The following is a 13764-nucleotide window of genomic DNA, read 5'->3' as shown; positions in this document are numbered from 1 at the left end:
GTCAACCGTGGACTGTCCACTCTTTCCAAATATTCTTCCTATATTAGTTTTAACGCCAATTATCAAGTAACTAGTTAATCGAACTTTTTCCACATGAAAAAACCTAAATTTTCGCTAAAGCCCAAAATACAACTGCCCAACAGTCCATTTCACCTTATCAAAAAACAAAAACAGGAAATTGGCCTTTCTCCGGATGCCTTGTTGTTTCGAGGGGTACGAAAAGCAGAAAAAGTAACAATCCGATTAATCGATTTTGACGGAAACAAGCTCGAAGAAAAGGAACTCGGCGACATTTCAGAAGCTTTTCAATACCTTGAAAAGCCAACCGTTACCTGGCTAAACATCGATGGATTGCATGATGCAGAAATGATGCAGCAGATTGCCGACGGTTTTGGCTTGGAAAAAATGATCCTTTCCGATGTCATGGACACCCAAGCCCGCCCTACGGTCAGGGAATATGAAAACAGCATATTCCTTTCACTCAAAATGCTGCAGTATGAAAGCAATTCAAACCGTATTTCCGTCGAAAACCTGAGTTTGATCATCACTGAAAATGTGTTGATTTCTTTTCAAGAAGTGGAAGGGGATGTTTTTGAACCCGTGCGGGAAAGGATCAGAAAACAACGAAAACGAATCCGCAATTCGGGAACGGACTATCTTGCTTTTACCCTATTGGACATCGTGATAGACAACTATATCTACATCTTGGGAAACCTGGGGGAAAAAATCGAGAACCTGGAAGAAACCCTGCTCGTTTCCCCGGAAAAAAACGTCATCGATGAAATCAACATTTATAAGCGGGAACTGAACTTTATCCGAAAAAATGTAAAACCGGCCAAAGAAATGATCCTTGCGCTGAACAAACTGGACACTGACCTGATTGAAGACGAAAGTGACATTCACTATAAAGAGCTTCAGGAAAACATTGGCCAGGCCAGTGATGCTTCGGACAGTTACCGGGAGATGCTTTCGGACCAGCTCAATATTTACCATACCACCATCAGCGCAAAGCTAAACGATATCATGAAGTTCCTGACCATCTTTTCGGTGATCTTCATTCCGCTGACCTTCATCGCCGGGATATATGGAACCAACTTTGATGTGGTCCCCGAGTTACATTATGAATACAGTTACTTTATCATGTGGGGAGTCATGGTGGCGGTAGCCATAGGAATGCTAATTTATTTCAAAAAGAAAAAATGGTTTTAAGATTTTTCTTAATTAAATTATAGATTAAATGAATTAAAGAACATTAAAACAGTTTGGTAAGCGGCCATGGTCACAAAATTAGCTTTTGATTTTAGGATTAGCGTTTTGATTACTAATAGTTTAACCTCCGGTAAATCCACCATCAGGTCAATTGTCAAATTTGATAATGTATTTCACAATAGATAAAGCCAGGTGCCTGCATCCACAACATGCTGCTTTTGTCCAACTTAATAAACCCCATAAGCTGATAAGGACTGGAAAGTAGTGAGACCTATTTCCCCTTGACTCAGTAGTAAAACCACGAGTGCCAATGAATTACCTAGAAAAAGAACTAAAAGACTTATTACAAAAGGATCTTGGTATCTTTAAATTTATCCAAAATTCCTCTTTGGACGGACTTTGGTATTGGGACCTGGAAAATCCCGAAAACGAATGGATGGACGAAAAGTTTTGGCAAACATTGGGCTACGATCCGGACCAAATGCCCCATAAGGCTTCTGCTTGGCAGGACCTTATTTTTGAAGAAGACCTAAAGCTGACCATCGAAAATTTCAACAAACATTGCGCAGATCCCGACATTCCCTACGATCAGCTTGTCAGGTACCGCCACAAAACCGGCAAAACCATCTGGGTCAGATGCCGCGGAATGGTCATTCGAGATGAGACGGGCAAGCCTATCAGGATGTTAGGGGCACACACCGATTTGACGGATTTAAAGAACCAAGAGGAAATATTGGAACAGTGCAACACTGCTGCCTCTATTGGCCATTGGAAGATTAACTTTACTGAAAATAAAGTCCTTTGGGGAAAAATCACCCGCCAAATCCTTGAAGTGGACGAGGATTACGTCCCTGAACTGGAGGATGCTTTATCATTTTTCAGCAATGAAGAAAGCAAGACCCAGATCCAGCATGCCAATAAAATAGCCATGGAAAATGGCCTGCCCTATGAAATTGAATTGCCCATGCTGACAGCCAAGGGCAAAAGAAGGTGGGTCAAAATCATTGGGATTCCAGAAATATCCGCAGGAAAGTGCATCGGGATCTACGGAAGCGTACAGGACATCCATAAACACAAAACCCATGAACTCAACCTAGCGGAGGAAAAGGAAAAACTTAAAAATGTTATCAAGGGTACCAATGTAGGTACTTGGGAATGGAATGTACAGACCGGAGAAACGGTCTTTAATGAAAGGTGGGCAAATATTATTGGCTATACCCTGGAAGAACTTCAGCCAATTTCGATAAAGACCTGGGAAAAATTCACCCACCCTGATGACCTTGTTAAATCGGGCAATAGTCTTCAGAAGTGTTTTGAGGGTAAAGTCGATTACTATCATTGCGAATGCCGTATGAGGCATAAAGAAGGGCACTGGGTTTGGGTACTTGACCGGGGCAAGATCTTTTCTTGGACGAAGGACGGCAGCCCTTTGATGATGTTTGGTACCCATCAGGACATCAGCAAGACCAAAAATATCAGTGAACAGCAGCATTTGTTTATCAAACATGCCCCAGCAGCATTGGCCATGTTTGACACTGACCTGAAGTACCTATCTGCTTCACAGAAGTGGATGCAGGATTTTAATATAAAGGAAGAAAAGCTACTTCACAGCTTGCTGACCGACACTTTTCCAGAAGCTAAGGAAAAAATGGAAGAAATAAGGTCCTTCTGTCTGATCGGTGATAAACATCAAGAGGAAGAGTTTCGGTTTATAAGGAACAACAAAGCCCATTGGCTGAAATGGGAAGCCAACCCCTGGATCGATGCAGATGGTAAGGTAGGAGGCTTTATCATGAGTGCCGAGAACATCACTTTCCAAAAAGAAACGGAAGAAAAGCTTCGGGTCAGCGAAGATTCATTCCGAGAGAATTTCGACAATTCGGCCATCGGCATGGCCTTGGTAAGCGCAGATGGCTCCTGGCTGAAAGTCAACCAAAAGCTTTGTAACACCTTGGGCTATGAGGCCAAAGAACTAAAGAAATTAACCTTTCAGGACATCACCTATCCTGATGACCTGGAAGCGGATGTTTCGCTCTACGAGGAGGTATTGAGGGGTGAAAGAGATAGCTACCAAATGGAAAAAAGGTATTTTCATAAAAACGGAGATATCATTTATGCCATCCTCACCGTCTCCGTGATCAGGGATTTATCAGGAAACCTCCTGTATTTCATTTCCCAAATCATTGACATTACCGAGCTAAAGAAAGCAGAACAACGAATCCAAAGCCTTCTTGCCACCACGCAGGAACAAAACAGCAGGCTGCAGAATTTCGCCCACATCGTATCCCATAACCTAAAATCTCATTCCGGAAATATTGACTTTATGATCGACATTATCGGAAACGAAAACCATTCGCTCAGGGATTTGGAAGCCTATCGACTCCTGAAACACGCCTCCAAAAACCTCATTGAAACCATTGAGCACCTGAATGAAGTGGCCCTTATCAATACCTCGGTACACGATAACCTGGAGTATCTTCCCCTTTACCAAAGCATAGAAAAGGCCATTGGAAGCGTTTCAGCACTGGCCCTGGATGCCAACGTCAACATCATCAATACGGTAGATCGGGACGTGGAAGTTTTGGGTCTTCAGGCTTATTTGGACAGCATCATCCTTAATTTTCTGACCAATGGTATAAAGTACCGCTCACAAGGCGATTCTGATTATGTCAAAATTTCTTGTTCTTGGGACGGTTCATATACCGTTTTGATATTTGAAGACAATGGTTTGGGTATCGATTTGGAAAGAAATGGCGAAGAGCTTTTTGGAATGTACAGAACTTTCCACAAACACCCAGAATCAAGAGGAATAGGACTGTTTATCACCAAAAGCCAGGTAGAGGCATTGGGCGGTAAGATAGAAGTCGAAAGTACTATAAATAAAGGAAGTACATTTAAAATTTTCTTGCAACATGAAAAAAGTAAACAGTCTCTGCATCATTGATGATGACCCCATCTATACCTATGGGCTCCGTAAAATCATCGAATTGGGCAAATTCGAAGTGGATACCATGTTTTTTGAAAATGGGAAAGAAGCTTTTGAAAACCTGTCCAAGCTTATCCTCAATGGAGAAAAGCTTCCTGAAATCATCCTACTGGATATTAATATGCCCATCTGGAACGGATGGAAATTCCTGGATGAGTTTACCAAAATCCCAACTGACCAGTTGGTCATCGTTTATATCATTTCCAGTTCCATAGACCCTAAAGACCACGAAAAAGCCAAGGATTATGATATCATCAACAATTTTATTGTAAAACCACTTTCCGTTGATAAAATCCGTCAGCTATTGGTACATGAATAGTCATAAAAAGGACTGTCCAGCTCTATTGCCCCTAGTTTTTATTCTACCCTAAACCGCTGCGGATCCGACCATTGACTCCAGTTCAAGTACTGATCTCTGTACCTAACGCGCCAAAAATAGTTTTTTCCCGATTCCAATAGCTTATCCAGCTTTTCATCGGTCAGGTCATCATCTTTTTGCTGATTCTCATTGTAATACCAGTTTTCATGTTGTTTCCAACTATCCATAACCAGCTGCTCAAAGTCAGGACTGGTACTGATTTGCCAATTCGAGGCCGCATGAAAAGCCCCTCGCCTATCACTTGAAAAACTTCCCGCCTTTAAAACCAACCCTTTGGCCTCTGCCGGGCCATCAATAGGATGGATTGGTTCAGGAGTGGCCGGTTTATAATCCATTTTCCATACCGTAACGGAATCCCTTAATTCATTGTCCCTGAACTGAGATTGATTTCCTCGGCTTATCCTCTTGACGGTAAACTTAGGATCCGTGGGATGGGCATCCACCTCCACCATGACAAAGCCATATTCATCCTGAGTAACGGAAAACTCCTCGTAGTCTTTTCCTTCAAACTCCCCCCAATTGTCCAAGGCCCCACCGGCAGAGGCCACATTGATCCAGAGGTGCTTGTGGTCTTTGGATTGCCCCCTGGAATAGCCATGGGTATGTCCAAAAAAATGGATACTGGGCTTACCCGTCTTTTCGGTAAATGCTTCCAGCCTTTTGATCACTTCACCGGTAAAGTCCGATTCCCCTGGAATCCAAAGTTCAGACTTGTGAGGGTGGTGCATTTGAGCAAACACAAAATCAATTTCATCCATCCCCTCGGTATCTTCCAACACTTTGTCCAACCAATTCAACTGATAGCCGGTACCGCCTATTCCATCCTCCACATTGGAATTCAAACCCAAAATCCGGGTATTGCCGTAATCCTTATACCACCAGTTTTCAGCATACTCAGGACTCCCATTTTTGGGGAGACTGAAATATTTGAAGTAAAATACGGATTGATTCTCATGATTACCCAACACCGGGTAAACAGGTACCTGGGAGAACAAGTCCTCAGAGGGATTAAAAAAATGTTCCTGCCATTGATGGAATTTTGCGCCATTCTCTACCAAGTCTCCCGGGATCAATACCATGGCCAGGTTTTCAGGAACATTTCCCTCAAACTCCTTGTCCAGATAGGATAGAATCCCTTCATTGACCACTTCATGAAACTTATCAGGTTCATTTCGATCTATCTGCATATCGCTCATAGCGATAAGGTTAAAAGATTTCCGATCTTTAGAAAAAGGCGGGGTCTTGAACTGGTAAATATCCGATACCGCATCTCCGGTCTTTACCCGATAATAGTAGACCGTGAACCTATCTAAGCCGGTCAGCTTTACCTCATGGACCCTGGCCTCGGTAAAGTTTATATCCGATGATTGGCCCATTGTCTGGTTTCCCAGGTCGGGAGTCAGGCCCCATTCCACCACACTTTCCTCGCCGCGATCTGTCTGCCACATGATGGTGATTTCAGACGGTTCCGCATTTTGAAGATAGGGCTTGATGGCCATCGTCTGGCCAGAAGCTATCGGGGAACCCCCAATCCATAGCAAGGTGATTAGAAAGTAAAGGGTGTTTTTATTGGTAAACTTGAAGATTGGCATTGCTATCATAGGAAAAAGATAATTCAATGGACTTAAAACTTCAACAAAAATACAGGTTACCTTTCTTCCGCTGTTCAACTTAATATTATCATTTTGTAAACGAAGGGCTCTAAGTTCATAATTAACCCAACTGTAGGATCAGGCCTGTCACTCTCAACACAGGTTAAGAAGTTTTTACCTCAGAGAACAAAAAAAACCGCCCTAAAGGAGACGGTTTTTTCTTTCGCAGGCCATCTGCTCTACTCACTATTTCATCACTTCGTTGGGATAAGGAACTGTTTGGCCACTGCTTTTGATGATCGGCAGTTGCGCCTTACTTTCCTTCAGGAAATCCGTCAGCTCATCGGCTAGCTCCTTGGCTTTCCTGGGCTTTATGGCCAAGAGATTTTGCTCTTCACCAATATCATCCGCCAAATTGAACAGTTCCAGATTTTGGTCTGCATGATGATAGATCAATTTCCAGTCCCCCTTTCTGATCACGCTGTAGGGTGGCTGATCATAGGTATTGGGATAATGCCAAAACAATGGCCTTTCTGTAGTTCTTCTCCTTCCTTTAAGCAAAGGAACAAAACTCTGTCCGTCCCCACTGCTCTCCATACCATAGCTCAGCCCTGCCATCTCCAAAAAAGTAGGGAAGATATCCTCAATGATAATATATTCCTCCGTAGTGGTTCCGGACTGCACTACTCCGGGCCATTTCACGATCATCGGCACCCTAACACCTCCTTCATAAGGTGTCAGCTTATGCCCTCTTAGGGGCAGGTTTCTCGGGGTCTGCTTAGGACTGCCATTGTCTGACATAAATACGATGATGGTATTATCTTCAACGCCAAGTTTTTTCAACTGCTCCATTATGTCTCCCAAGGACTTGTCCATTCCTTCCAGCATGGAAGCATAGGTTGCCTGAAATTCATCCAATCCCTGGTCCCGGTATTTTTGATAAAAGCGCATGTCCTTTTCCCAAGGAGCATGAACCGCATAATGGGACATATAGAGGTAGAAAGGCTTGTTCTTCTTCACCGCATTTTCAATGGCTTCATTGGCTTCCAGTGTCAATGCCTCCGTTATGAAAATGTCCTTTCCATGATATTTTTCCAAGCCGGGAACATCCCATATTTCACTTCCTGATCTCCATACAGCACTGAAATTGTGTTTTCCATAATAACTTCCCGGACCTCCTGCGGCATGCCCCGCAATATTGACATCAAAGCCCAGATTCAAGGGATCTTCACCGGAAGTTTCTTTCGCTCCAAAATGGGCCTTCCCTACATGGATGGTCTCGTAGCCTGCTTCACGGAGCTTCTCGGGCAAAGTAACATGGTAGACCGTACCCTTCTCTCCCTTTTCAGCAGCAAGTCCATTGACATTCCATGCAGGAGCTTGCAACTTGGGATGCTCCGGCTCCGGGGATTGGTTTTTTCTTAATGTCCAGGTTGTCACACGATGCCTTGCCGCATTCATCCCAGTCATCAAACTGATCCGGGAAGGAGAACAAACCGCGGTCGCATAGGCTTGGGTGAATTTGCTGCCTTCCTCTGCCAATTTTTCCATATGGGGAGTATAATACTGCTTGTTCAACATGGTCTCCTCATGATAAAAAGGAACGGAGGTATCCTGCCAGCCCATATCGTCCACAAAAAAGAACACGATATTCGGCGCTTGATCAATGCCAGGCTGCTGGGCCAAGGAAACACCCTTTACAGCCATCAAAAAGAAAAAAAACAGTAAAACCGAATACTTGGATTTCATACGCATATATAGTTAATTCAATAATTTCATATTACCTCTAGGGCAAACTGACCTTGCCTTTAAAGCTCTCGAGGGAGCCTTTTTTGGAGAAAACAGTAACAACCAATTCCACCTCTCCGCTAGCGGGGAGTGCCCTAGATGAGGCAATTTTTATATTGCTTTTTCCGAAACTTTCCAAGGCAGGAATCTTTCCGGTCCCTATTGCTACAAGTCCCCCGTTTTGAACTATTTCCACTTTAACTTTGGCAGGCCCGGACTTTACTTGTCCAAAATTTTGGACCTCTACAGTTAACTCTTCCCCTTCAATTTTTGGAAGCCTAGCAGACAAAGCAGGTTCCAGATAATCAAGCCAGGGCAATCTCGCATATCCAAACAAAAGCTTTCCCTTACTGGTCTTGCCCAACATTTTTCCTGCAAAATTGTCACTTGTAAAGCCATTTCCTTCACCCTCAAAAACCAAGATCAAATCCTTGCCTGATGCCTTGGTCTCCATCACCTGGGATCCTCTTCCAAAATTAACCTCTTCTGCCGCTCCAAAGCGCAAGGAAGCAATATCCATGTCCTGATGAGGATCAAAGCCTTCTTCTGCTTTGACCAGCACTTCTATAGTCTTGGTAGAAGAAGTAATTTCCTTTTTATTGAGCAATAGCAGCTGTCTCCCTACCGTCAAAGGGATGCCTATATTTTTGGAACTGTGCTTATCGTTGGGTTTATCTTCATGTTTTAAGTGATCAATCACCGCAAAGTTTGCCTGAACAGCCCTGCCAAGTTCATCCTGAAAAATTTTGATCCGCTCATATTTGAACCAATCCTCTTTTGTTCCATCTGTATAGGTGGTAATGCCCGGCATATAGGCCTCACCGGGATCAGTCTTCCAGTGAATTCCATCTTTGGATCTAAGGTAGAAAGCAATCCTCCCGTACCAATCGTTTACAATAAGGTGATACTGTATATGGTCTTTCCAAACTACCGGATCTTCAAAATGCCCTTCAACCGGAGGATAGACCCTTTTGTCTGTCACCTGCTGATAGGGGGACACACCATCCTGACTGAACCAGATCCCTCCGCCCCTGCAGACCATCAGGTAAGAACCATCCTCTCGTCGGGCAAAAGTCAAATTGGATAGTCCTTCTATGATGGGTCTGTCCCTGGGATCAAAATCAAATTTGCCATATTCCCAAGGTCCATTGAGATTGTCAACCATATAATACCCGTCAATCACATAAACGACAAACCTCCCATCCTTGAGCTTGAATATTTCGGGATTATGGCCTTTTCCGATGGTCTCCTTTACTTCAAAAGGCCCCATGGAATGATCACTGACAGCATGGACGACGATTGAATTGGGCCATTCCATATGTCCCTTTGGGGAATCTTCCCTCCAACGGCACACAAACAAATGAAACTTTCCATCCTCTCCTTTCACCATGTTCCCTCCCCAATAAGACCAGTCCTTGTCCTCTATCCCGTTGTCAATATACCTGGGCACAACTCCCTCGGCTCCCCAAGTATCCTTCACCTTCTTTCCAATCGGAGAGATAGGCTCAAATAAATCTTGAAACCTTCCTCCAGGAACCAAATCATTCCATTCAGCCGGCCGAACCCTTTCGGTGATCTGGGCATAACTTTGTCCAAAAAACATGCATAGCAGGAGCAGGACACAACAGCATCTGAGGTTCATGGATACCCTATTGGTTTTGAGAGAAGTATTTATCATAACAAAATGAAAGTTATTTATAATTTATATGGTTATCCGCAATTGTGCCAGCAAACAAAATCATCAAAAAGATGTCCACGAATCCACCATGGCGGACAAGTTTTCACGGATTGTCACGAATTATTTTTGTGTTATCTACTTGTTGGATCAGAAATTGGATACGAAATTTTCTTTGTTGCAAGAAAGCTAATCAGATTTGGTTTTATGTGATTTCAGATAAATCTTATCCAGTGTGTTTTTTACTAATATGTATATTCGCAAAGACACCGGTAGCTCTATCTTAGCAAACCATCTCTCACAACTTGTCCGCAGAAAATGCACAGAAACCCACAGAAAAGATTTTTAATTCCGTGGAATTCTGTGGAATCTGTGAGAAATAAATTTACTGGTGTAATTACGGATATTCGTATAAAGTTATTTTGATATTTGGTTATTAAAGAGCCCATGGTAAAGTGCCATGGGCTTTTTGGGTTTTATTCCTCAAAATCTATCACATCAAATTCATTTGAAGTTAAAAGTTTTATCATTTCAAGGAAATGTGGTTGAAGGGGCTCTTAACCAACTTATAATATCTGTAAAATCTGAATCTTTGGAAATTACAATGGCATTTCCATGATCTTTAGCTTTTTGATATATCAAATAGGTGTATCCGCAATGTTGCACATAACCAAATCTTATAAGGTTCTTATTGTTTTCTGTTCTTTTCCATTGATGAAAAGAACCAAAAATCTAGGCCATGGAGCCTTCTTCAAATTGAGTGAATTGGTTTTCGATTACGATCAGTTTGTCTCAATTTGATTTTGTGCCATTTGCTGCAGGCTAAAAATGAGTGGATCTCGCTCGTCCACTTCGCGAGCTAACTCATTTTCTTAACGCCTCCATCGAATGTCCCAAAACCGAATGCTCCAAAGGCCTTTAGAAGGATTTCTGTTAAGTATTTTGTTCTATTAATGCTACGTGCAAAATCCCGGATGGTCAGATACTGAAATATGTATATCCACAAAGACATCAGTAGCTGTAAAGTATAAAACCATGTCTCACAACTTTTTCGTCGTGGAGGCGAATGCACAGAAACCCACAAAAAAGACTTTTAATTCCGTGAAAATTGTCTGATGCCAAGTGGGGCTGTGAAATCCGTAAGACATAATATTATTAGTGCAAATACGGATAATTGTATATCGAAATATCTGTTTCAAAATGTAATGATAAAGTATAGGAAGATTTTACCTTATAGTTTGAATAGTCAGCCATCCATTTAGCTAAGACTGGGGAAAGATTAGTGTCCAACCAAATTTACCACTTAGGCTCTCAAAAAGTCCTTTACCATCTGCAGGGTTTCTTTTTCTTGCTCAAACATTCCCATATGACCGGCGTCCGGTAGTTCGTGGTAATGATCCACATAGCCTTGATGCTTCCGGCTGGCCTCTATTTTCACTGCTCCATCCATAACTCCTGCGATCATGAGTTTTTTATTCGGGAAATCCCTCAAAATATTCATGCGTTCCTTACGGTCCCTCATGGCCTTGGTAAAGGAAACCAAGCCTTCAAAGGTGGTTTTTCTGGCCATCTTGACCACCTCCTGAATGGTGTCTTTCATGGATTCCCGATGCGCTTCTGTGAAAAGGGGTGGGACAAAAGAGTCAACAAAGGTTTTGACCCCGTGCTTTTTGACAAAAGTGATGGTGCGGTTCCTTACGCCGACTTTTTCTTCATCGTCAGCAAAGGCCGTGGAGTGGAATAATCCGATCCCTCCCAATTTATCCCCCATCAGCTCGGCCAAGGCCAAGCTGACATATCCCCCAAGGGAATGGCCGATCACGACGGGTTTTTCCAGTCCAAGTTCGTCCATCCAGCCATGCAGGAGCGCTGCTGTATGCTCCAATGAAATGTTTTCTTCAAACCACCTGGTTTCCCCAAACCCTGGCAGGTCGGGACAAAGCACTCTGTAATGATGGGACAATTCTTCCTCAAACTTCTTCCACATTTCTTTGGTCTCACAGAAGCCATGAATAAAAACAACGGGCAATCCGTGCCCTTGGTCAGTGTATTCTATTGCAGGTGTCATGAAGTGAAGATAGCCTTTAAAAAGAGTTTTGCCAAAAGGAAAGCAAGGGATAAAAAGTGTTATTTTTTATTCATGCCATGACTCAAAGTCATGGCATGAACATTATCTCAATGGCTTATTAGTGGTGGCCAGCGGAAACCGGCTCAGCCAACTTTTTTACGGCTTCGGCTATACCGTCCGGATCAAATCCACACTCCCGGTGAAGTTCCAGCTGTGTGCCGTGCTCAATCACCTCATCTGGAATCCCGAGTCTTTTTACCTGTGCCTGATAATCGTGATCCATCATCCATTCCAAAACGGCGCTGCCAAAACCTCCCATCAGACAGCCGTCTTCCACGGTAACCACTTTTTTGAACTTGCTGAAGACCTCGTGAAGAAGCGATTCGTCCAAAGGCTTTACAAAGCGCATGTCATAATGGGCAGGGTTAAGTCCTTCCTTCATTAATTTTTTACAGGCTTCCACAGCGTAGTTGCCGATATGGCCAATGGTCAGAATGGCTACGTCTTCACCTTCTTTGATGATTCTTCCCTGACCGGTAGGAATTTCCCTCATGGGTTTTCTCCAATCAGGCATTACTCCTTCTCCGCGAGGATAGCGAATGGAATAAGGTCCTTCATAAATGGAGGCAGAATACATCATGTTTCTCAGTTCCTCTTCATTCATTGGAGCGCTGACCACTAAATTGGGCACACAACGGAAGAAGGCGAGATCATAAGCACCGTGGTGGGTGGGGCCATCAGCTCCGGCAAAGCCAGCACGGTCAAGGCAGAAGACTACCGGCAGATTCTGCAGACAGACATCATGGACCACCTGATCATATGCCCGCTGCATAAAGGTGCTATAAATATTACAAAAAGGCTTGAGTCCCTGTGTGGCCAGTCCTGCAGAGAAGGTGACCGCATGCTGCTCGGCAATGCCCACGTCAAAAGCACGTTCGGGCATGGCTTTCATCATGATGTTCATAGAAGAGCCGGAAGGCATGGCAGGGGTGATGCCCATGATTTTTTCGTTCTCCTCGGCAAGCTCCACCAAGGTATGTCCAAAGACATCCTGGTATTTTGGAGGCTGGGGAGTGTCATGTATTTTTTTGGCGATCTCTCCGGTGATTTTGTCAAATTTCCCCGGAGCGTGCCATTTGGTCTGATCTTTTTCGGCCAGGTCATAGCCTTTGCCTTTCACTGTCAGACAGTGCAGGATTTTGGGGCCCGGAATCTTTTTGAGGTCATTCAGCACTTCTACCAGGTGATTGACGTCATGTCCATCGATTGGTCCGAAGTAGCGTAAATTCAGGGATTCAAACAGGTTACTTTGCTTGAGCAGGGCGGATTTTACCGCGCCTTCCACTTTGGAAATGATTTCCTGGGCGCTGGAGCCAAACTTGCTGAACTTGCCCAAAATGCGCCAAAGGTCATCTTTGAACCGGTTATAAGTTTGAGAAGTGGTGATGTCTGTCAGGTAATCTCTCAGGGCACCCACATTTGGGTCAATGGACATGCAGTTGTCATTGAGGATAATGATCATGTTGGTGTCAGAGACGCCCGCATGGTTCATGGCTTCAAATGCCATTCCACCGGTCATGGAACCGTCACCGATGACGGCAACATGCTGTTTGAGTTTGTCGCCTTTATAATTGGAGGCAACAGCCATGCCCAAAGCTGCGGAAATAGAGGTGCTGGAGTGCCCGACGCCGAAAGCATCGTGTTCACTTTCCTTGCGCTTTGGAAAACCTGAAATCCCCTTGTACAGCCGGTTGGTATGAAACCTGTCTCTTCTACCGGTCAGGATTTTGTGGCCATAGGCTTGGTGGCCTACGTCCCAGACCAATTGATCTGAAGGGGTGTTGAGGACATAATGCAAGGCAACAGTCAGTTCCACCACGCCCAAGCTGGCACCAAAATGTCCACCATACACAGAAACGGTGTCGATGATGTATTGGCGTAACTCATCGCTTATCTGAACAAGCTGGTCCTTGCGGAATTTCTTCAGATCATCCGGAGAGTTGATTTGGGCAAGTAGTTTTCCTGGTTCTATTAACATGGCAGATTAGTCCCGTGTCCAATTATAAC

8 protein-coding genes are annotated in these 13764 nt (G+C 43.8%); 3 read left to right on the top strand and 5 right to left on the bottom strand.

Annotated elements, in window-relative coordinates; genetic code table 11:
- The first annotated feature begins 93 nt into the window (after positions 1-93).
- The 3 genes from corA to ACYVAA_RS01650 all read left to right on the top strand — a co-directional run bounded on the left by corA (position 94) and on the right by ACYVAA_RS01650 (position 4514).
- Positions 94-1209, top strand: a complete 1116-nt coding sequence (corA, locus tag ACYVAA_RS01660; RefSeq protein ID WP_460538277.1) for a magnesium and cobalt transport protein CorA — start codon at positions 94-96, stop codon at positions 1207-1209.
- Between the two features lie 310 nt (positions 1210-1519).
- The gene (locus tag ACYVAA_RS01655; protein ID WP_460538276.1) at positions 1520-4153 is read left to right on the top strand and encodes a PAS domain S-box protein; all 2634 of its coding nucleotides are present in this window, start codon (positions 1520-1522) and stop codon (positions 4151-4153) included.
- Positions 4122-4514, top strand: a complete 393-nt coding sequence (locus ACYVAA_RS01650; RefSeq protein ID WP_460538275.1) for a response regulator — start codon at positions 4122-4124, stop codon at positions 4512-4514. The genes ACYVAA_RS01655 and ACYVAA_RS01650 overlap by 32 nt, the downstream gene beginning before the upstream one ends.
- Positions 4515-4552: 38 nt before the next feature.
- Here ACYVAA_RS01650 and ACYVAA_RS01645 read toward each other — a convergent pair whose 3' ends face one another.
- The 5 genes from ACYVAA_RS01645 to dxs form a co-directional block, all read right to left on the bottom strand.
- Entirely contained in the window at positions 4553-6175 is a 1623-nt protein-coding gene (locus ACYVAA_RS01645) for a purple acid phosphatase family protein (protein ID WP_460538274.1), read from the bottom strand.
- 237 nt (positions 6176-6412) lie between these two features.
- Positions 6413-7915: a sulfatase gene (locus ACYVAA_RS01640; RefSeq protein ID WP_460538273.1), complete on the bottom strand. Its 1503-nt coding sequence runs from the start codon at positions 7913-7915 to the stop codon at positions 6413-6415.
- Between the two features lie 37 nt (positions 7916-7952).
- Positions 7953-9632 carry a glycoside hydrolase family protein gene (locus ACYVAA_RS01635; RefSeq protein ID WP_460538272.1) on the bottom strand — a complete coding sequence of 560 codons (1680 nt, stop codon included), beginning with the start codon at positions 9630-9632 and terminating at the stop codon, positions 7953-7955.
- 1300 nt (positions 9633-10932) lie between these two features.
- Positions 10933-11697 carry an alpha/beta fold hydrolase gene (locus tag ACYVAA_RS01630; RefSeq protein WP_460538271.1) on the bottom strand — a complete coding sequence of 255 codons (765 nt, stop codon included), beginning with the start codon at positions 11695-11697 and terminating at the stop codon, positions 10933-10935.
- Positions 11698-11815: 118 nt separating this feature from the next.
- Positions 11816-13735, bottom strand: a complete 1920-nt coding sequence (dxs, locus tag ACYVAA_RS01625) for a 1-deoxy-D-xylulose-5-phosphate synthase (protein ID WP_460538270.1) — start codon at positions 13733-13735, stop codon at positions 11816-11818.
- Positions 13736-13764 lie beyond the last annotated feature (29 nt).

This window comes from Echinicola sediminis, assembly GCF_054777495.1.
Note: the sequence above shows the minus strand (reverse complement) of the source record. Positions and strands in the feature narration are given on the sequence as shown.

Coding starts and splice junctions, on each gene's coding strand:
- ACYVAA_RS01630 (WP_460538271.1), bottom strand. CDS start 11,697: ATGACACCTGCAATAGAATACACTGACCAAGGGCACGGATTGCCCGTT.
- ACYVAA_RS01640 (WP_460538273.1), bottom strand. CDS start 7,915: ATGAAATCCAAGTATTCGGTTTTACTGTTTTTTTTCTTTTTGATGGCT.
- ACYVAA_RS01650 (WP_460538275.1), top strand. CDS start 4,122: ATGAAAAAAGTAAACAGTCTCTGCATCATTGATGATGACCCCATCTAT.
- ACYVAA_RS01655 (WP_460538276.1), top strand. CDS start 1,520: ATGAATTACCTAGAAAAAGAACTAAAAGACTTATTACAAAAGGATCTT.
- corA (WP_460538277.1), top strand. CDS start 94: ATGAAAAAACCTAAATTTTCGCTAAAGCCCAAAATACAACTGCCCAAC.
- ACYVAA_RS01635 (WP_460538272.1), bottom strand. CDS start 9,632: ATGATAAATACTTCTCTCAAAACCAATAGGGTATCCATGAACCTCAGA.
- ACYVAA_RS01645 (WP_460538274.1), bottom strand. CDS start 6,175: ATGATAGCAATGCCAATCTTCAAGTTTACCAATAAAAACACCCTTTAC.
- dxs (WP_460538270.1), bottom strand. CDS start 13,735: ATGTTAATAGAACCAGGAAAACTACTTGCCCAAATCAACTCTCCGGAT.